This is a genomic window from Streptomyces sp. NPDC059874 (assembly GCF_042731135.1).
Taxonomy (GTDB): Bacteria; Actinomycetota; Actinomycetes; order Streptomycetales; family Streptomycetaceae; genus Streptomyces.
On sequence record NZ_JBHWJY010000014.1, the window covers coordinates 20,996 to 40,177 of the forward strand.

General features: G+C 72.7%; 19 protein-coding genes. 12 read left to right on the forward strand and 7 right to left on the reverse strand.

Annotated features, from left to right (window positions below; translation table 11 throughout):
• Positions 1-3 precede the first annotated feature (3 nt).
• Together ACFV9H_RS10885 and ACFV9H_RS10890 are read left to right on the forward strand one after the other, a co-directional pair.
• The gene (locus ACFV9H_RS10885) at positions 4-375 is read left to right on the forward strand and encodes a VOC family protein (protein WP_385396238.1); all 372 of its coding nucleotides are present in this window, start codon (positions 4-6) and stop codon (positions 373-375) included.
• 140 nt (positions 376-515) lie between these two features.
• Positions 516-2,003: a cellulose binding domain-containing protein gene (locus tag ACFV9H_RS10890; RefSeq protein WP_385396240.1), complete on the forward strand. Its 1,488-nt coding sequence runs from the start codon at positions 516-518 to the stop codon at positions 2,001-2,003.
• A gap of 87 nt (positions 2,004-2,090) precedes the next feature.
• Here ACFV9H_RS10890 and ACFV9H_RS10895 read toward each other — a convergent pair whose 3' ends face one another.
• The gene (locus ACFV9H_RS10895; protein WP_385396242.1) at positions 2,091-3,101 is read right to left on the reverse strand and encodes a hypothetical protein; all 1,011 of its coding nucleotides are present in this window, start codon (positions 3,099-3,101) and stop codon (positions 2,091-2,093) included.
• Positions 3,102-3,143: 42 nt separating this feature from the next.
• Positions 3,144-3,815 (reverse strand): HAD family hydrolase, encoded by a 672-nt coding sequence (locus ACFV9H_RS10900; RefSeq protein WP_385396244.1) that lies wholly within the window; start codon positions 3,813-3,815, stop codon positions 3,144-3,146.
• Between the two features lie 416 nt (positions 3,816-4,231).
• Here ACFV9H_RS10900 and ACFV9H_RS10905 point away from each other — a divergent pair, with 416 nt between their 5' ends.
• Positions 4,232-4,975 (forward strand): carbonic anhydrase, encoded by a 744-nt coding sequence (locus tag ACFV9H_RS10905; protein WP_385396246.1) that lies wholly within the window; start codon positions 4,232-4,234, stop codon positions 4,973-4,975.
• Positions 4,976-5,083: 108 nt separating this feature from the next.
• Here ACFV9H_RS10905 and ACFV9H_RS10910 read toward each other — a convergent pair whose 3' ends face one another.
• Positions 5,084-5,323 carry a chaplin gene (locus ACFV9H_RS10910; RefSeq protein WP_385396248.1) on the reverse strand — a complete coding sequence of 80 codons (240 nt, stop codon included), beginning with the start codon at positions 5,321-5,323 and terminating at the stop codon, positions 5,084-5,086.
• Positions 5,324-5,505: 182 nt separating this feature from the next.
• Between ACFV9H_RS10910 and ACFV9H_RS10915 the strand changes: the two genes are divergently transcribed.
• Both ACFV9H_RS10915 and ACFV9H_RS10920 read left to right on the forward strand, forming a co-directional pair.
• The gene (locus ACFV9H_RS10915; protein ID WP_385396250.1) at positions 5,506-5,856 is read left to right on the forward strand and encodes an ArsR/SmtB family transcription factor; all 351 of its coding nucleotides are present in this window, start codon (positions 5,506-5,508) and stop codon (positions 5,854-5,856) included.
• Positions 5,857-5,978: 122 nt separating this feature from the next.
• Positions 5,979-7,211, forward strand: coding sequence for an MFS transporter (locus tag ACFV9H_RS10920; protein ID WP_385396252.1), 1,233 nt, complete (start codon positions 5,979-5,981; stop codon positions 7,209-7,211).
• Positions 7,212-7,224: 13 nt separating this feature from the next.
• Here ACFV9H_RS10920 and ACFV9H_RS10925 read toward each other — a convergent pair whose 3' ends face one another.
• Positions 7,225-7,884 (reverse strand): DUF1326 domain-containing protein, encoded by a 660-nt coding sequence (locus ACFV9H_RS10925; protein WP_385396254.1) that lies wholly within the window; start codon positions 7,882-7,884, stop codon positions 7,225-7,227.
• 129 nt (positions 7,885-8,013) lie between these two features.
• On the opposite strand from ACFV9H_RS10925, the gene ACFV9H_RS10930 reads away from it, so the two are divergent.
• Genes ACFV9H_RS10930 through ACFV9H_RS10950 form a run of 5 tightly spaced genes read left to right on the forward strand, consistent with a single transcriptional unit; the run spans position 8,014 to position 12,072 of the window.
• Positions 8,014-8,877 (forward strand): DUF2182 domain-containing protein, encoded by an 864-nt coding sequence (locus tag ACFV9H_RS10930; RefSeq protein WP_385396256.1) that lies wholly within the window; start codon positions 8,014-8,016, stop codon positions 8,875-8,877.
• 16 nt (positions 8,878-8,893) lie between these two features.
• Positions 8,894-9,094, forward strand: a complete 201-nt coding sequence (locus ACFV9H_RS10935) for a DUF5988 family protein (protein WP_385396258.1) — start codon at positions 8,894-8,896, stop codon at positions 9,092-9,094.
• A gap of 53 nt (positions 9,095-9,147) precedes the next feature.
• On the forward strand, positions 9,148-9,528 hold the full coding sequence (locus ACFV9H_RS10940) for a hypothetical protein (protein WP_385396260.1): 381 nt from the start codon (positions 9,148-9,150) through the stop codon (positions 9,526-9,528).
• 52 nt (positions 9,529-9,580) lie between these two features.
• Positions 9,581-10,765, forward strand: a complete 1,185-nt coding sequence (locus tag ACFV9H_RS10945; RefSeq protein WP_385396262.1) for a pyridoxal-phosphate dependent enzyme — start codon at positions 9,581-9,583, stop codon at positions 10,763-10,765.
• Positions 10,762-12,072 (forward strand): MFS transporter, encoded by a 1,311-nt coding sequence (locus ACFV9H_RS10950; protein ID WP_385396264.1) that lies wholly within the window; start codon positions 10,762-10,764, stop codon positions 12,070-12,072. Before ACFV9H_RS10945 ends, ACFV9H_RS10950 begins: the two co-directional genes overlap by 4 nt.
• Before the next feature lie 12 nt (positions 12,073-12,084).
• On the opposite strand, the gene ACFV9H_RS10955 is transcribed toward ACFV9H_RS10950, so the two are convergent.
• Positions 12,085-13,884 carry a beta-galactosidase family protein gene (locus tag ACFV9H_RS10955; RefSeq protein ID WP_385396266.1) on the reverse strand — a complete coding sequence of 600 codons (1,800 nt, stop codon included), beginning with the start codon at positions 13,882-13,884 and terminating at the stop codon, positions 12,085-12,087.
• A 135-nt stretch (positions 13,885-14,019) separates the two neighbouring features.
• On the opposite strand from ACFV9H_RS10955, the gene ACFV9H_RS10960 reads away from it, so the two are divergent.
• Together ACFV9H_RS10960 and ACFV9H_RS10965 are read left to right on the forward strand one after the other, a co-directional pair.
• Positions 14,020-15,141 carry a substrate-binding domain-containing protein gene (locus ACFV9H_RS10960; RefSeq protein WP_385396268.1) on the forward strand — a complete coding sequence of 374 codons (1,122 nt, stop codon included), beginning with the start codon at positions 14,020-14,022 and terminating at the stop codon, positions 15,139-15,141.
• Positions 15,142-15,265: 124 nt separating this feature from the next.
• On the forward strand, positions 15,266-17,650 hold the full coding sequence (locus ACFV9H_RS10965; protein WP_385396270.1) for a polysaccharide lyase 8 family protein: 2,385 nt from the start codon (positions 15,266-15,268) through the stop codon (positions 17,648-17,650).
• Here the strand turns inward: ACFV9H_RS10965 and ACFV9H_RS10970 are convergent.
• Both ACFV9H_RS10970 and ACFV9H_RS10975 read right to left on the reverse strand, forming a co-directional pair.
• The gene (locus ACFV9H_RS10970; RefSeq protein WP_385396272.1) at positions 17,631-18,281 is read right to left on the reverse strand and encodes an HAD family hydrolase; all 651 of its coding nucleotides are present in this window, start codon (positions 18,279-18,281) and stop codon (positions 17,631-17,633) included. The genes ACFV9H_RS10965 and ACFV9H_RS10970 overlap by 20 nt on opposite strands.
• Before the next feature lies 1 nt (position 18,282).
• Positions 18,283-19,173 carry an alkaline phosphatase family protein gene (locus tag ACFV9H_RS10975; RefSeq protein ID WP_385396274.1) on the reverse strand — a complete coding sequence of 297 codons (891 nt, stop codon included), beginning with the start codon at positions 19,171-19,173 and terminating at the stop codon, positions 18,283-18,285.
• Positions 19,174-19,182 lie beyond the last annotated feature (9 nt).

Below are 19,182 nucleotides of genomic sequence, written 5' to 3' on the forward strand. Positions count from 1 at the left end.
ATCATGCTGAGCATCGGAACGATCGTCATGGGCGCCGCCGACGTGCGGCGGGCCGCGGAATTCTGGGGCCGGGCGCTGGGGTACGTGCCGCGCGACGGCGAGGTGGACGAGCGCTGGACCGTGCTGGTCCCCGCCGACGGCGGCGGGCCCGACCTCGCGCTCGGGCGCAGCGCGACGCCCGTACAGGACCGCCCGCGCGTCCACCTCGACCTGTACGCGGCGGACGCGGCGGAGCAAGAGGCGGAGGTGGCGCGGCTGGTGGCCCTGGGGGCCCGGCACGTGGACTGGGACTCCTACCCCGAGGACCCCGATTTCGTGGTGCTGGCCGACACCGAGGGCAACCGTTTCTGCGTCATCGACGCCACGCACGGCTGAGCCTTAACACCTGCCTTTCACTTCCTTAAGCGGAACCTAAGCCTCTGGGGTGCCGCCCCCAAACGAACGAATGTCCGTTTCGGGGCGGCTAGCGTGCTGCCGCATCCCCAACTCCCCAGTAACACAGAGGCAGGCACGCCATGGGCAGCACAGTCGGGCACCGGCGCAGGACGAGCCGTACGGCAAAGGTCACGGGAGCGGTTCTCGCGGCGGCGGTGATCGGTGGCGCCGTGTTCGCGTTCGCCGGCACCGCCCAGGCCGGCTCCGTCGGCGCCGTGTACACGAAGTCCAGCTCGTGGAGCGGTGGTTACACCGGCCAGTACGTCATCACCAACAACTCCGGCCAGGCGCAGGCGGGTTGGAAGCTCCAGTTCGACCTGCCGGCGGGCACGAAGATCGACTCCCTCTGGAACGGCACCCACACCGTCGAGGGACGGCGCGTCACCGTGAAGCCCGCGGGCTGGAACCGTGAGTTGGCGGCCGGCGCCTCGGTCACCGTCGGCTTCGTCGCGAGCGGCGCCGGCGCCCCGGGCGACCCCACCGGCTGCCTGATCAACGGTCTGAAGTGCTCGGTGGACCAGGGCGCGACGGCCCAGCCGAGCGGGCGCCCCACCGCCCGACCCACCGCCACGTCGACCCCGACGGCGCCCGCCACCTCCCCCGCGCCGACGAAGACCACGAACCCGACCCCCACGGCCCCGACCACCCCTCCCCCCACCAGTGGTGGCGGCGTCGCCGGAGCGCGCTTCGCCCCGTACGTGGACACCTCGCTGTACCCCTCCTACGACCTCGTGGACACGGCGACCAAGACCGGCGTGAAGGAGTTCCACCTCGCCTTCATCACCTCCGGCGGCGGCTGCGCTCCGTTGTGGGGCGGGGTCACCGACCTGGCGAGCGACCGGGTCGCGTCCCAGATCGGCGCGCTGCGCGCGAAGGGCGGGGACGTCCGCGTCTCCTTCGGCGGGGCGGCCGGGCACGAACTGGCCCTGAACTGCGCCACCGTGGACGACCTGGCCGCCGCGTACGGGAAGGTCATCGACCAGTACCGGCTGACGAAGGTCGACTTCGACATCGAGGGCGCGGCCCTGCCGGACACGGCGGCCAACGCCCGCCGGGCCCAGGCCATCGCCCGCCTGCAGAAGTCCCACCCGGGCCTGGACGTGGCGTTCACGCTCCCGGTGATGCCGGAGGGCCTGACCCAGCCGGGGGTGGCCCTGCTGGCCGACGCGAAGAAGAACGGCGTGCGCGTCGACGCCGTGAACATCATGGCGATGGACTACGGGCCGGCGTACAGCGGGGACATGGGCCAGTACGCGATCCAGGCCGCGACGGCGACCCAGGCCCAGCTGAAGGGAGTCCTCGGCCTGTCGGACGCGGCGGCGTGGAAGGCGGTGGCCGTCACCCCGATGATCGGCGTCAACGACGTCACGAGCGAGATCTTCACCGTCTCGGACGCGACGCAGCTGGTGGACTTCGCGGCGTCGAAGGGCATCGGCCGCCTGGCGATGTGGTCGGCGACCCGCGACAAGCAGTGCGCGTCGGGCGCGGTGCCGTACGCGGACGCCACCTGCAGCTCGATCCTCCAGCAGCCGCTGGCGTTCACGAAGGCGTTCGCCGCCCTCAAGTAGCCCGCGCGCGGGGTTTCCCCGCACGGGACAGGCCGAACCGGGAACCCTCCCACCCGTTTCGGCCTACCGCCCGAGCGGCTCTCCGCGTCACCTCTTGGCGGGCTGCACCTTGGCGAACCAGGCGGCGGTCTCCGCCGCGTCGAGTACCCGGTCCAGCACCAGGTCGCCCCGCATCCCGGGGAAGAAGCGCCCCGCCGGCCAGGCGCGCCGGTACGGCGGGGGGTCGAGGACGAGGAGGCGGGCGCCGTCGATGACGGGGATGTCGGTCGGCGTGCCCTCGTTGAAGATCCAGGTGCCGTCCGGGCCGACCAGGTTGAAGGACCCGACCGTCTCGACCTGCCCCGGCGCGTCCCGGCACACGGCGATCTCCTGGGGCGACGGGGCCTGGCCCGGCAGGTGCTTCCCGCCGATGAGCACGCCCGCGAGCAGGGTGTGCAGCTGGAAGTTGTCGCCGATTCCGCTCATCCGCAGGGCGTAGCCGGTCCCGGTATCGCGGTGCAGGACGACGAGCGGTTCGTCGTCCAGTACGCGCAGCGCGTACGCGAGGCACCTGAACTCGTGGTCAGAGGCCTCGGCGACCCGCTCCACGAGGGCGAGCAGCTCCGCCGTGCCCGCGGACTCCCGGCGTACGGCGGGGTCGTTGAGCACGGCGACGCTCGCCATCTCCCACTGGGGCAGGGTGAACCAGCCGACGGCAGGCTCGTACCCCGCCCGCTCGATGATCTCCTCGGTCAGCTCGTCGTCCGGATCGGGCAGTTCACCGCCGCCCGTGTCCGCCCAGCGGGCGCAGAAGTCGGCCGCGAGCGCGAACGTCTCGCGTGCCCCGGCGAGGATGCCGGGCGCGCACGCCGACACGTCCGCGCCCCGTTCCACACACGCCCCGATGACCACCGCGACGGCGGCCCGCGGCCCGTGTGGCACTGAGGGGAGCAACGTCGCCAACCGCGGTCCGGCCTCCCGGAGCTCGCCGTCCCCGGCCTTCGCAGCGGCGCGGTGGAGTCGCGCGAACGCCTCCTGCGCCGCGTCCCCGTCCTGCGCGCGCACGGCCTTCTCGAAGTCGGCCACGGCGCCCGGGAACCTCTTCTTTCCGAATATCATCCGCACATACTGCACCACCGCGCTATCCGGGGAATGCGCAGGTCAGACGGTGTGTACGGAACGCCCCGCAGCGGCGACGAGGCGCGGCAGGTCGCGCATGTCGTGGAACACGACCGTGTCGGCGCCTTCGAGCCGTTCGGCCGGGGTCAGGCCGCCCGCGTAGCCGAACGCCCGCATGCCCGCCGCTCGCGCGGCCTGGACGCCGGGGTGGCTGTCCTCGACCACCGCGCAGGCCTCCGGGTCGACGCCCATCCGCTCCGCGGCGTACAGGAAGAGGTCCGGGGCCGGCTTGCCGCGGGCGACTTCGGTCGCGCTGTGGATGCGGCCCGCGAAGCGCTCGTAGAGACCGGTGCGGCCGAGGGTGTGCCGCATCTTCTCGTGGGAGCCGCTGGAGGCCACGCAGGTCGGCAGGGTGAGGGCATCGAGCGCCTCGGGCAGTCCGTCGACGGCGGACAGGCCCTCGTCGACCGCCTCGCGGTGCAGCTGCTCGAACCGCTCCGACCAGATCGCCGCCGTGCCCTCCCCGAGCCGCGCCGCGATCTGCTCGCGGATGGAGGCGCTGGAGCGTCCGATGAACCGCTCGACGACCTCCCGTTCGGTGAGCGGCCACCCCAACTCCGCCCCGAGGGCGACCTGTACGCGCAGCGCCATGCGTTCACTGTCGACGAGCACCCCGTCGCAGTCGAATATCACGAGCTCAATCGGCTTGATCATCCCGGCAGCATAGAGCCGACCGGGTATGCGACACCCCGTGGCCGGGGGACCGTGGGGGCATTGGTCCGATCCGCGCCGATCTCCCCTGGACAGGCACCGCGCTCATGCTCGTCCTCGACTCCTCCCGTGCGGACACCGCCCCGGCCCGCCGCGCCGCCGACCGTTTCCGCGGACCCGGTGCCCGTGGGTGGACGCAGACCGTCCGGGCCCGTGTCGGCGGCGAGTCCGTGGAGGCCGTCTGGCACGCGGACGCGACGGTGCGGGGCACTGCGAGGGCGGCGCCAACACTCCTCGTCCCGGCATGAGTTCCCACATCCTGAGAGGATTCCGAACCCATCCGGCCTGCGACGAGCGGTTCGCGCCATTGTGGCCGGTAGATCAACTGTGTCCGGGGTTACCCGGGTTACCGTCCCGCCATGCCTTCGAACACGCGAACCACTCCCGCCCCCGCCCCCAGTCGCCGCACCCTGCTGCGCACCGCCGTGGCGGGCACGGCCGTGGCCGGCGCCGGCCTCGCCCTCGGTCCCGCCACCTCCGCCTCCGCCGCCTCGTGGGAGGCGGAGAGCGCCGAGCGCGTCACCACTCCCGCGCAGGCGCTGCGCCGACTGGCCGCGGGCAACGAGCGCTGGCGCACGCTGCGCCAGCAACACCCGCACGAGTCCGCGTACTTGCGTCGCCGGCTCGTCGAGGGGCAGCAGCCGTTCGCGATCGTGCTGGGCTGCGTCGACTCGCGGGTACCCCCGGAGCTGGTCTTCGACCAGGGCCTGGGCGATCTCCTGACCGTCCGGTCGGCGGGCGAGGTACTGGACGAGGCCGTGCTCGGGAGCATCGCGTACGGGGTGCTGGAACTGCACATACCTCTGGTGCTCGTCCTGGCCCACCAGTCCTGCGGGGCCGTCGCCGCGGCCGTCCACGCCGACGAGACCAACGAGCCGCTCCCGGCGCACATCCAGTACCTGGCCGATCAGATACGACCGTCCATCGATCACAACCAGCACGGGAACGCGCGCGTCGACGCCACGATCAACGCGCACGTACGTAACGTGCGCCGCAAGTTGGCGGCCGAGCCCGACATCGCGGCGAAGGTGGCCTCGGGCGAACTGGCCGTGGTCGCCGCCCGCTACGAGCTGAGCGACCAGCGTGTACGCACGCTGGCCTAGACCCAGCCGTCCGCCCCGCCCGTCGAGAACCGAAAGAAAACCATCCGGCCCGGCCCCGCGTCTTCGCGGAGCCGGGCCGGGACAAGCCAGGGGTCGTGACGGTGGGCGTCAGACGTTGACGCAGGTGTTGCCGGCGGCCGGGTTGAGCGCGCCGATCACGTTCACGGTGTTCCCACACACATTGATCGGAATGTGGATCGGGATCTGGACGACATTGCCCGAGAGCACGCCCGGCGAGCCGTACGCGACGCCCGTGGCGGTGGAGTCGGCCGAGGCCACGGACGCACCGCCGATGACCACGAGCCCGGCCGCCAGGGCAAGACCCGCGCTCTTCCACATACGCAACATGTGACTTCTCCTCGCAACGACACAGCGGAGCCGGAGCACCGCACGGCCCCGACCGGGGCCATCCCCCGTTCCTTCGGCAGCCGACCGCCGCGAGCCCTGTCCCGAGCCGCCCGGTTCCCCCGAAGAGGTGGCCCGCCCCCCTCCGTTCGGAGGTATCGGCGCCCGCGCCCTACGATGTGCGCATGAGTGAGGGCATGCACCTGGCAGGTGCGCGGGACGCGCAGCAGCGGGGTGACCGGCTGGAGGCCGCCGCCTCCGTGCTGGCCCTGCTCTCCGACCGGACCCGCCTGGCCCTGCTCGACGAGCTCGGCCGGGGCGAGGCGGACGTCACCACCCTCACCGAGGTCTGCGGGGCGGCCCGGCCCTCCGTCAGCCAGCACCTCGCGAAGCTCCGCCTGGCGGGACTGGTCACCGCCCGCAAGGACGGGCGGCGCGTCGTGTACGCCCTGCGCCACGGGCATCTGCGGCGGCTGGTGGACGAGGCGCTGAACGTCGCCGACCACCAGCTGCACTCCTTGCCCCCGCACGACTGAGGTCGGACCGGGAGGAAGCCTCCCCGAACCCGCCCCTGAACCCGTGACCAATACGTGCATAGGTACGCACACGTTGGCTACGATGAGATCCTCCCCGCGAACCGCCGACAGGGAGGGGTCCGATGCTCTCCGCATGGCGCAACCGCACCTTCCGCCACCTGTTCACCGCCCACGCCGTCGCCCTGACCGGCACCGGACTCGCGACCGTCGCACTGGGCCTGCTCGCCTACGACCTGGCCGGGGACCGTGCCTCGGCGGTGCTCGGGACCACGCTGGCGATCAAGATGATCGCCTACGTCGCCATCGCCCCCGTGGCCTGCGCCGTGACCCGCCGCATCCCGCGCCGGACGCTGCTGGTCGCGACGGACCTCGTCCGCGCGGCGGTCGCGCTCGTCCTGCCGTTCGTGACCGAGATCTGGCAGGTCTACGTCCTGATCTTCCTCCTCCAGTCGGCGTCGGCTGCCTTCACGCCCGCCTTCCAGGCCACCATCCCCGCGCTCTTCCCCTCCGAACGCGATTACACCCGCGCCCTGTCGATGGCCCGGCTCGCCTACGACCTGGAGAGCCTGTCCAGTCCGGCCCTGGCCGCGGCCCTGCTCACCCTGGTCTCCTACGACTGGCTGTTCGCCGGGACGACCCTCGGCTTCCTCGCCTCCGCCGCCTTGATCGTGTCCACGCTCCTGCCCGGACCGGGTCCGGCCGGGCGGACCGCCGGGGTCCGCGCCGGGGCCTCGTACGGCGTCCGCCTGTTCTGGGCCGTCCCCCGGCTGCGGGCCCTGCTCGCCCTCGACCTGGCGGTCGCCGCCGCCGGGGCGATCGTCTTCGTGAACACCGTCGTCCTGGTCCAGGGCCACCTCGGCCGGCCCGCGAGCGCCGTCTCGCTGGCCCTGGGCTCGTACGGGGCCGGCTCCATGCTCACCGCGCTGCTCCTCCCCCGCCTGCTGCGCCGGTTCACCGACCGCGCCGTCATGCTCGCGGCCGCCTTCGCCCTGCCCGCGGTCCTGGCGGGTGTCGCCGCGCTCACCGCCGCCACCCCGGGCCCCTGGTCCTGGCCCGCGCTCCTGACCGCCTGGGCCGCCGTCGGCGCCGGCTGTTCGGCCGTGTTGACTCCGGGCGGGCGCGTGATCCGCGACTGCGTCTGCGACGCCGAACTGCCCGCCGCCTTCGCCGCCCGGTTCTCGCTCTCCCACGGCTGCTGGCTGTTCACCTACCCGCTCGCAGGCTGGCTCGCAGCGGGCGCAGGCCTCCCCGTCACCGCCGCCGCCCTGGGTGTGGTCTCCCTGGGCGCGGCCACCGCCGCACTCGCCGTCCGGCCGGCCTCCGCACCCCGGCCGGCCGTGCGGCAGCCCGCGTAGGGCCCGCCGGGCTTCAGGCGTCGGGGCCGCTCCAGTCGAAGGGGATGTGCTTGCTGGACTGGCCCTCGCGGTTCCACTGGAAGCCGAACGCGTCGGCCCGGTCCGCCGTCGCCACGCCCCAGGTCACGACCTGGCCCGGCCCGGTCTCGCTGCCCGGCACATTGGTCGACTGGACCCGCTTGCCCTCCGGTGTCGTCGGCCCGCCGAGCGCCACGGCGCCGGCCTCGACCAGGCCCGGAATCGCGGCCCTCCAGCCGCCGAGGTCCTCGTCGATCTCGAACTCGATGGAGGCGAAGTCCATGCCCCGCATCTCGGCACCGAGCTGGGCCACCAGCTCCGCGGGCCAGCCACCCGCCTGGCCGCCGAAGATCATCTGAAGGGCTCCGCGCTGCGCTTCGTCCGCGCGCTCGTCGAAGAAGACCGCCGCGTACGCGTCGGTGTGTTCGCCCGACCACACGTTGCCGACGAAGGAGCCGAGCATCAGCACGTTGAGCCCATCCAGCGACACGTCGCCGTAGGTTCCCTCATTGACGTGCCAGGCGAGGATGCCGTCGCAGGCCCCGTAGGTGGGTGGCTGCGCAAACTCACACGGGCAGGGAACGTTGCACCTGCACGTATCGAACCAGTCTCCCGCAACGTGCCATCTCGGAACGGTCACCGTGGTCTCGGACATGGTCCCGCCTCCTCAGGAGGTCCCTGTGACCATTCTCCGCCCCGCACCCCGGCCCCACCAGATCGAGCGGGCACCGGCCGCGGTTGTGTGCTGTGCTGGAGGTGTCCTCGCGCCTTCGGGAGGAGTGCCATGCCGCACATCCGACTGGCGCCACCGGCCCCCACCGGGCCGGGCGTCCTGCTGCCGAGGCGCGATCTGACCCTCGCCTGGATCCTGCTGACGCTGCTCGCCGCTCTCGCCTGGGCGCTGACCGTCGCGCAGTCCCGCGAGATGGGCACGGGCTCCGGCACGATGGGCATGGCGCTGCCGCCGTTCCTGCTGCTCTGGGTGGTCATGATGGCGGCGATGATGCTGCCCTCGGTGGCGCCGGTCGCCGTGACCTGGGTGCGGGCCATCGGCCGTACGTCGGCGGGCCCGGTCCGGGCGGTCCGGACAGCGGAGTTCCTCGTCGGCTACCTGCTCGCCTGGACGGCCTTCGGGCTGGTCGCGTACGGGCTGTTCGCCGCGACCGACCGGCTGCTCGACGGCAACCCGGAGGCGGGCCGCTGGATCGGCGCGGGCGCGTTCCTGCTGGCGGCGATCCAGCAGTTCGGGCCGCTGAAGTCGGTCTGCCTGCGGCACTGCCGCAGCCCGATGTTCCAGCTGCTGCGGTACTCCCGCTTCCGGCCGTGGGCCAAGGACCTGCGGGTGGGCGCGCACCACGGGACGTACTGCGTCGGCTGCTGCTGGGGCCTGATGATCATCCTCATTCCGCTCGGGGTGATGAACGTGGCCGCCATGGCGGGGCTGTCCGCCGTGATCTTCCTGGAGAAGCTGTGGCGGCAGGGGCCGTGGTTCGCCTGGGCGGTCGGCGCCGTCTTCCTGGTCCTGGCCGTGCTCGCCCCCTTCCAGGACTGGCTGCTCCCGGGCCTTCAGGCCACGGACCCGTCGATGGACATGGAACACATGGACGACATGGACCACATGGGCCGGATGCCGGGCCGGACACCGTAGTGAGAGGAGTGGAGACATGGCGAACAAGGCAGTGCTGGAGGGCGGACCGGGCGACCTGCCCGAGCGGATCGTCCCCGTCCCCGCCCCCGGCGAAGACCTCAAGGTCCCGCACCGCGGCGGCTACGAGCACTTCCGCGGCACTTCGCGGACCCAGGAGGGCCCCGAGGGCCGACTGCCCGTCTACGAGTGGTGGGAACGTACGGAAATCGCCGAGTGATGTTGACCGAATCGCAGCCTGGCGTCACGTGAGGGAGAAGCTAAGATCACGGCATGGTCACAGCCCGCACCCACCCAGGCACGTCATGGGTACGTGGTCTGCTCGTGGCCGTCCTCACCGCGCTGCTCTTCGCGGCGTTCCACTGCTCCTCCTATCCACATGGCGACGGCCGCGGACACACCGCTTCCACCGCGTCGGCGGGGCACGAGGAGCCCGCGCATTCCGAGCACGGTTCCGCCTGCGCCACACCCTCGCTGACCCCGCAGTCCCAGGGCGGCGCCCCGGGGACGGTGGGGGCGGAGGTCGCGCTCCCCGTCGCCGATGCCGCGCCCGCTTCGTCGGCGGGCCCGGTCGCGCCGCCCCGCGCGCACCTCTCACCGATAGACCGATCAGGCCGCTCCACGCTGACCAGCGTGTGTCGATGGCGCGTATAGGCCGCTCCAGCACCACGAGCACCTGACGCATCTTCGATTCGAGAGCGGAAAAATGCATACATCGATCACCGACGTGACGCCCCCTGCCCGCACGGCCCTGTCGGGGCTGGTCGGCAACACCCCGCTGCTCCACGTGTCGGAGCCGCTGGCCCCGGCCGGACGCGGCTTCTGGGCGAAGTTGGAGGGATTCAACCCCGGCGGCATCAAGGACCGCCCCGGCCTGCACATGGTCGAGCGCGCCCGCGCCCGGGGGGATCTGAAGCCGGGGGCCCGGATCATCGAGTCCACGAGCGGCACCCTCGGTCTGGGCCTCGCCCTCGCCGGCATGGTCTACGGACATCCGGTCACCCTGGTCACCGACCCCGGCCTGGAATCCTCGATGACCCGGCTGCTGACCGCGTACGGGGCCCAGGTCAACGTCGTCTCCGAACCGCACGTCACCGGCGGCTGGCAGCAGGCCCGCCGCGACCGCGTGACCCAGCTGCTGGAGCAGTACCCGGGCGCGTGGTGCCCGGACCAGTACAACAACCCCGACAACACCACGGCGTACACCCCGCTCGCCCTCGAACTCGCCACCGCGATGGGGCACATCGACGTCCTGGTGTGCAGCGTCGGCACCGGCGGACACTCGGCGGGTGTCTCCCGTGTCCTGCGCCGGCTCTACCCCGAGCTGACGCTGGTGGGAGTGGACACCGTGGGGTCAACCATCTTCGGCCAGCCCGCCCGGACCCGGCTGATGCGCGGGCTCGGGTCGAGCATCTATCCCCGCAACGTCGCCTACGAGCAGTTCTCCGAAGTGCACTGGGTGGCCCCGGCGGAGGCCGTGTGGGCCTGCCGGCAACTCGCCGCGTCCCACTACGCCACGGGCGGCTGGAGCGTCGGCGCGGTCGCGCTCGTCGCCGGCTGGCTGGCCCGGTCGCTGCCCGCGGACACCCGGATCGCGGCGGTCTTCCCCGACGGGCCCCAGCGCTACCTGAGCACCGTGTACGACGACGACTACTGCGCGGCCCACGGCCTGCTCGGCGACTCCCCGGCCGCCGAGCCCGACACGATCGGCGCTCTGGACGAGAAGGAGGTCACGCGCTGGACGCGCTGCGCCTCCGTGGTCGACCCGCTCACCCTCGGCGCGGACGCGAACGGCGTCTCCGCGAGCGGTGCGGACGCGCGCGGTGCGGACGCGAGCGGTGCGGACGCGAGCGGTGCGGACGCGAGCGGTGCGGAGGAGCCGGTCCGATGAAGGGCACCATCGCGCAGGTCCGTACGTACGAGCGCAGCGTGCAGCTGTTGATGGTGAACCAGTTCACCATCAACCTCGGCTTCTACATGCTCATGCCCTACCTGGCCGCGCACCTGGCGGGGCCGCTGGGGCTCGCCGGCTGGACGATCGGGCTGATCCTCGGCGTGCGCAACTTCAGCCAGCAGGGCATGTTCCTGATCGGCGGGACCCTCGCCGACCGGTTCGGCTACAAGCCGATGATCATCACCGGGCTGGTGCTGCGCACCGTCGGTTTCGCGACCCTCGGGCTGGTCGACTCCGTGCCCGCGCTCATCGGCGCCTCCGCCGCGACCGGGCTGGCCGGGGCCCTGTTCAACCCGGCCACCCGGGCCTATCTGGCCGTGGACACGGGTGAGCGCCGGGTCGAGGCCTTCGCCCTGTTCAACGTCTTCTACCAGGCGGGCATCCTGCTGGGCCCGCTGGTGGGCATGGTGCTGACGGGGGTCGACTTCCGCGTCACCTGTCTGGTCGCCGCCGGGATCTTCGCCGTCCTGAGCCTCGTCCAGATCCGGTCCCTGCCCGCGCGCAGGGGGGACGACGCCGGGGCCCCACGGCAGGACGGCGACCCGCGTGAGGGTGTGCTCGCCCAGTGGCGCGGCATCCTCGCGAACCGGCCGTTCCTGCTCTTCTCCCTGGCCATGATCGGCTCGTACGTCATGACGTTCCAGGTGTACCTGGCCCTGCCGCTGGAGGTCCGGCGGCTGGGCGGTGAGGGCGCGGGCGGCACGGCGGCGGTGGCGGTGCTGTTCGCCGTGTCCGGGTTGAGCACGATCCTGTTCCAGACCAGGGTCACCGCCTGGTGCAAGGCGCGCATGGAGCCGGGCCGGGCCCTGGTCTGGGGGCTGCTGACGATGGCGGCGGCCTTCCTGCCGCTGTTGGCCGCGACGGCGTTGCCGGTGCCGGGCGGCGGGGTGGGGCTGTGGCTGCTGGCCTCGGTGCCCCCGGCGCTGGCCGCCCTGCTGCTCGCGCTGGGCACGATGGTCGCGTACCCCTTCGAGATGGACACCATCGTCCGGCTCTCGGGCGACCGCCTGGTGGCCACGCACTACGGGTTCTACAACACCGTCTGCGGGGTCGGCATCGCGCTCGGCAACCTGCTCACCGGCGCGGCGCTGGACGCGGCCAGGGCCGCCGGTGTGTCGGCGCTCCCGTGGCTGGCGCTGTTCGCCCTGGGCCTGGGGTGCGCGGCCGCCCTCTACGGGCTGCACCGGACCGGCCGCCTCGCGGCGCCCGCGGTCGTCGCGCCTCCCCGCGGGGTGACCGTCTGACCTGAGGCCGCTTCAGCTCTGCCGCCCCGGTGTGGGGGCCGGGTCGCCGAGGTCGGGCTCGTCGCGGATCGCCAGGGTGGCGGGGTTCGCGCCGTCCAGTTCCAGAACGACGATCTCGTTGCGGCCCGGCCTCAGCAGCGGCCAGGGGAGGTAGAGCGAGCCCTGCGGGCCGCGCGACCAATAGCGGCCCAGGCAGAAGCCGTTGACCCAGATGTAGCCCTTGCCCCAGCCGGTCGGGGCGATCCAGCCGTCGGCGGGCGCGTCCACCTCGAACCAACCCCGGTGGAAGACCGGACCGCCCTCGGGCAGCGACGTGTCGGGGCCCTCGGCACGGCCCCAGGGCAGCGGGCCGACGGCCGCGGCCACGTCGATCGGGTGGGCCTCGTATCCGTGCACCCACTGCAAGGCGTGCCGGACGCCCTTGACGATGCCCTTGCGCCCGCCGACCAGGGGGCCGTAGTTGACCCGCCCCATCGACTCCACGAGGACGTCGACCGAGCGCCGCTCCCCCGGGACGGCCACCTCCAAGGCCGGCCGGTCCCCGTCGAGGACCGCCGCGAGCTTCCCGTCGAGGAACAGGTGCGCCCGGTCGGCGAGGCCGTCCAGGGTGAGCGGCAGCGGCGGGCGGGGGCCCGGCAGGGCGGTGCGGTAGAGCACCAGTCCGTGGGTGAGGCCGAGTTGCTCGAACGTGGGCGGGGTCGACACGACCACCGGGTCGGGGCTCAGTACGTCGAGTACGTCGAACAACCGCAGGGACTCCGTCAGCCGCACCTCGCCGGGCGTCAGCAGCGGCGCCGGCTCGGGTACGTCCGGGAGTGGTTCGGTCGCGTACCCGGCCAGCACCTCGCGGAAGCGCCGGAACTTCTCGGTCGCCGCGCCGCGCTCGTCGACGGGGGCGTCGTAGTCGTAGGACGTGACGGTGGGGGCGTGCGCACCGGCGTGGTCGGGGCCGCCGCGGTTGGCTCCGGCCCAGGTCCCGAAGTTGGTGCCGCCGTGCGCCATGTAGACGTTCACCGAGGCACCGGCGGCGAGCATCCGGTCCAGGACGTCGGCCGCGTCCGTCGCGTCCCGGGTGGTGTGGCGCTCGCCCCAGTGGTCGAACCAGCCGTTCCAGTACTCCATGCAGAACGGCGGGTCCTGGGGCCGGTGTTCGGCGAGGGCGGCGAAGGCGCCTTCCGGGTCGCTGCCGAAGTTCACGGTGGCGAGCACGCCGGGGAGGGTGCCTCCGGTGAGCATGTGGGCCTCGGGACCGTCCGAGGTGAACAGCGGTACGTCGATGCCCCGCCGCACCAGGCCGTCGGCGAGGTCCCGCAGATAGGCCTGGTCCGAGCCGTACGAGCCGTACTCGTTCTCGACCTGGACCATCAGGACGTTGCCGCCCCGGGTGATCTGGTGCTCGGCGATCAGCGGGACCAGTACGTCGAACCAGCGGTCGACGGCCTCCAGGTACGGCTCGTCCAGGCAGCGCAGCCGGACGTCGTCCCGGCCGGTGAGCCAGGCCGGCAGCCCGCCGTTCTCCCATTCGGCGCAGATGTAGGGCCCGGGGCGGACGATGGCGTGCAGACCGGCCTCCGCCGCCCGGGTCAGGAACTCCCCCAGCGCCGGGAGGTCGTGGTGGACGCCCGGCTCGGGTTCGTGGAGGTTCCACGGAACGTACGTCTCCACGCAGTTGAGGCCCATCGCACGGAGCATCCGCAGCCGGTGCGGCCACTGCTCGGGCAGCACGCGGAAGTAGTGCAGCGCGCCGGAGAGCACTCGGTGGGGGCTGCCGTCGAGGAGGAAGCCGCCGGGCGTGACGTCGAACTGAGGCATCCGCGCTGCTCTCTTCGTTCCGTTTCGGCCAGAAGGCGGAAAGTACTACCGCCGCGCCGAAATCTAGGGAATGGTCGATACGAACGTCAAGAGCGATCGATCAATACAATCGCCCGCTGTCATGAGGGAGCCCAGGTGCGCGACCATGTCCGCGAACGTCACGAACGAGCGGTCGCCATCGCCCGCGAACACGGCAGCCTGAGTATCGCCGACCTCGCCGCCCTGCTGGAAGTCTCCGTGGTCACCGCCCGCCGCGACGCGGAACTGCTCGTCTCCGAGGGGCGGCTCGGGCGGGTGCACGGCTCGGTGGTGTGGCCGGGGACCGGACGGCCGGCGCCCCTTCCGCCCTCCCCACGGACCCGGACGGGGACGATGGTCGGCATGGTCGTACCGACCATGCGCCACTCCTTCTCCGAGGTCGTCCAGGGCGCCCGCGCGGTGCTCTCCGAGCGCGGGGCGCGGCTCGTGCTGGGACTGTCCGGCTACTTCGCCGACGAGGACCGGAGCCAGATCCGGCGACTCGTCGCCTCCGGGGCCGACGGGCTGCTGGTGACCCCCGGTTGGGAGGACGGGATACCCGGCCCCGGCGAGGCCGACACGATCCTGGAGGCCCCGGTGCCCACCGTGCTCGTCGAGCGGTGGACCCTGACCGGCAGCCCGGCCGACGCCCTGGACCGGGTGCGCTCCGACTCCGCCCACGGGGCGGGCTTGGCCGTCCACCACCTGGCCGCGCTCGGCCACCGGCGCATCGTGCCGGCGCTCCAGCACAGCCCGCACGCCCGGCAGTTGAAGGCGGGCTTCGCCTCCGCGCTGACCGCACTCGGCCTTCCACCGGCCCCGTCGCCCGGCTTCGCCCCGGGCAGCACGAGCTCCGAGTCGGAGCGCTACGACCTCACCCTGGAGTACCTGCGCGGCTGCGTACGCGAACGCGGGGTCACCGCCGCGCTCGTGCACAGCGACGCCGACGCCGTCGTCCTGCTGCCGCGCCTCCAGGCCCTCGGGATCCGAATCCCCGAGGACCTCGCGCTGGTGGCGTACGACGACGAGGTGTCCGGGCTGTCGGAGCCGGCCCTGACCGCCGTCGCCCCGCCCCGGCGCGCGGTGGGCGCGGCAGCCGCCCGGCTGCTGCTGGACCGGCTCGACCGGCTCGATGACGGGAGCCGGGAGCACGCACCGCGGCACCACGTCGAGTTGCTGCCCCGGCTGCACGTCCGCCACTCCTGCGGCGGCTCGACCGCACACGCGGCGACCGTATGAACGAATCGATCTCTACGCGCCTCTTGAGCATTATTTCGATCGCGTGCTAGAAACCGGTCAGTGGGGCACCCCCTGTCGTGGCCCGCCGTCCGGCGAGCCGGCGCGCCCCGGTTCTGGAGGCTCCATGTCCAGCCCATGGTCCCGCCGCTCCTTCCTCCGTCTCTCCACCAGTGCCGCCCTGTTGGGCTCGGTGTCCACCGGCGGCGCCGCCTTCGCCGCCGACGCGTACGACACCCTCCGGCTCAGGTGGCGGGACATGGTGCTGGGCACCGGCTTCGACCCCGCGGCCGCCCCCTTCGCGGAGAAGCTGGCGCTCCTGGGCACCCAGGCCGGCGAGTTCCGCTCGACGATGACCCCCGTCAGCGGATCCCTGTGGCCGGATCTGCCCCTTACCGTCTCCGGCTCGATCACCACCAGCTACTACCGGCTCGGCACCATGGCCCAGGCGTACGCCCAGCCCGGCACGGGCCTGACCGGGGCCGCGGCACTGCTCACCGAGATCACGACCGGCCTCGACCATCTCCACGACCAGGCCTACAACCCGTCGAAGAGCCAGTTCGGCAACTGGTGGGACTTCCAGATCGGCTCGCCGCAGACCCTGTTGGACATCAGCACGGTCCTCCACGACCAGCTGTCCGCCGGCCGGCTGGCCAACCACCTTGCCGCCGTCGACCGGTTCGTCCCCGACTCGCTCGTCTCCCAGTACACCGGAACCAGCACCGGCGCCAACCGGGTCGACCTGTGCCGCTCGCTGGCCCTGCGCGGTGTGCTCGGCAAGAACGCGGCCAAGATCGCCCTCGCCCGCGACGCCCTCTCCCCCGTCTTCCCGTTCGTCACCGTCGGAGACGGCTTCTATGCCGACGGCTCCTTCGTCCAGCACACCCACCTCTCCTACACGGGCTCCTACGGCGCGGTACTGCTCGGTGGACTGGCCGGCCTGTTCTCGCTGCTGAACGGCTCGACGTGGGCGGTCACCGACCCCAATCGGCAGATCGTCCTGGACTCGGTGGAGAGGTCCTTCGCGCCGTTCCTCTACAACGGCCTGATGATGGACTCGGTCTCCGGGCGCTCGACCAGCCGCGGCAACCCGAGGACCAACGCGTACGGTTTCCAGGGCGGCGACCACGGACGTGGCCACGGCGTCCTCTCCTCCATCGCCCTGCTGGGCACGGCCGCGAGCGGCGCGGAGAACCAGCGCTGGCGCGGCCTGGTGAAGGGCTGGGCGCAGCGGGACTACTACAGCCCCGTACTCACCGACACCGACCTGAGCGTCGCCGCGCTGGCCCGGCTCAAGTCGGTCCAGGAAGACAACGCCGTCACCGCGCTCGCCGAGCCGACCGGGCACGGGCTCTTCCCCAGCATGGACCGGGCGGTCCACCGCCGTCCCGGCTGGGCGGCCTCGATCAGCATGGCCTCCAAGCGGATGGGGCTGTACGAGACGGGCAACGGGGAGAACCTGCGCGGCTGGCACGCCGGGGCCGGCATGCTCCAGTGGTGGGGGGACACGTACGCCAACGGCCAGTACACGGACGCCTTCTGGCCCACCGTGGATCCGTACCGGCTGCCGGGGACCACGGTCTCGAAGAAGGCGCTCGCCGACGCCGAGGGCGGCGCGTGGGGTCTGCCGAGACCGGACGTCAACTGGGTCGGCGGGGCCACGGACGGGGAGTACGCCGCCATCGGCCAGTTCGTCCGCGGGCTGTCGAGCACGCTCTACGCCAAGAAGTCCTGGTTCTGCCTGGCCGACTCCATCGTCTGCCTGGCGGGATCCGTCCGGTGCACCGACGGCGCCGCGGTCGAGACGGTGGTCGAGAACCGCAACCTCGGCGCCACCGGCGCTCACGCTTTCACCGTGAACGGCACCGCCCGGTCCACCGCACTCGGCTGGTCGGCCACCCTCAGCGGCGTCAAGTGGGCGCAGATCGCCGGTCACGGCGGGTACGTGTTTCCCGGCGGGGCCACGATCAAGGCGCTGCGCGAGGCCCGGACCGGTTCCTGGCACGACATCAACACGGGCGGCACCACCGACCCGATGACCCGCCGCTACCTGACCCTCTGGTTCGACCACGGCGTGGACCCGGTCGATGCCGCCTGCTCCTACATCCTGATGCCCGGCGCCGGCACGGCCACCACGGCCGCCCGGGCCGCCGACACCGGCTGGCTGACCGTCCTCGCCAACGCCAACGACCAGCAGGGCATCGTGGTTCCCCCGCTCGGCGTCACCGCCGTCAACTTCTGGTTCGCCGGTACCGTCGGCGCCCTCACCGCCTCCGCCCCTGCCTGCGTGCTGGTCCGGGAGCACGGCGACGGTACCGCGACGCTCTGCGTCAGCGACCCGATGCGGATGCAGAGCGGCCTCACCGTCACGTGGCACCGCCCCGTGGCCTCGGTGATCTCCCAACCGACCACCGTCACCTCCGCGACCACCGGCTCCGCCCTCACCCTCACCTTCGGGGACCTCACCGGGAAGGCCGGGGCCACCCAGAGGATCAGGGTCGCGCTGGGCTGATCGAGCCGAGCAGCAGCGGATCCACCCCGGTCAGCCGGTCGACTACCAGTCGCCCCGGCGCCGGGGGGATCGGCACCGTGGAGGGCACGACCAGCACGGAGCAGCCCGCCGCCTCGGCGGATGCCGTACCCGTGGGGCTGTCCTCCACGGCCACGCAGGAGCGGGGATCGACGCCCAGGGCCCGGGCCGCGGCGAGATACGGGTCGGGGTGCGGCTTGGTCCGCGGGGTCTCGCCGTCCGCGACGGTGACGGCGAACCGGTGCGGGCCGAGGCCGGCCAGGACCAGGTCGACGATCGACCGGCTGGACGCGGAGACGAGCCCGAGCGGGATTCCGGCCGCGCCGAGCGCGTCGAGCAGTTCCAGCGCGCCCGGCATGGGTCGGGGGCCTCGGGCGACCCGCTCCCGGAATCCCGCCAGCAGCGCCTCGCCGATCTCCTCCACCGGGCGCTCGCCGCCGCAGATCGCGTGCAGGTGCGCGGCCGTGTCGGTGGCCGAACGCCCCACCACGGCCGGTGCGTCGGCGCCGGTCAGCGGGTGCCCCAGGGATCGGGCCACGGTTTCGGTCGCCCGCCACCACAGGGGCTCGGTGTCGACGAGGGTTCCGTCCATGTCGAAGAACACCGCGCGCATGTCAGCGTCCGGCCGGGGCGAGGTGGGCGGCGGGCGCCGTGAAGGGCAGCCCGTCGAGGGTCCAGTGCGAGTCGGCCTCGCGGTCGAGGGCGGCGTACACCTGGGCGGCGACGTCCTCGAAGCGCAGCTGCCGGGCGGGCGGTTCGGCGGCGATGCCCGGGCCGCGGCAGGCGACCCAGGCCGTGCGTTCCTCCGCGGTGCGTCCGCCGTGCCCGCCGGAGTCCCGGTGGCCGTGGTCGGTGACCACGATGACAGTCCAGGCCTCCTCCTCGTACGTGGTCCGCGACCGGACGGCGGTGAGCAGCCGGCCGAGGTGTTCGTCGGCCCGCCCGATCGCCCGCAGGTACGCGTCGCCGCAGCCGTGCAGGTGCCCGGTCTCGTCGACCGAGCCCAGGTAGACGAAGGAGACCTCGGGGTCGTCGGTCTCCAGCACGTGGACGGCCTCCGCGGTGACCTGTTCGTCACATACCAGCCAGTCCTCGCTGGTGTCCGCGCGCGGCGCGATGTACGAGAGCCGGCTCGGGGCGGCGAACAGGGGGCCGCCGTCCCGGACCAGTAGCAGCGGCTCCCAGCCGCCGGCCACGAAGGTCCCGCGCCGGTCCTGCCGGGCGAGCCGCGTGGTGAAGTCCGGGAAGACGTCGAGGCGGTGGCCCGCGAAGTGGTTGCCGTGGACGCCGTGCTTGGCGACGCCCACGCCGGTGACGATGGTGGCCCAACAGGGGCCGGACATGGTGGGGGTGGCTTCGTCGATCTCGATCGGGGCGAGGAATCCGGCGACGGCCACGGCGTCGAGGTGCGGGGTGGCCACGGCGGCGAGCAGGTCGAGTCGGACCCCGTCGATGCCGACGACGAGGACGCGACGGCGGTGGTCGGGGCCGGGTGAGGTGGTCAACGGCGGTGT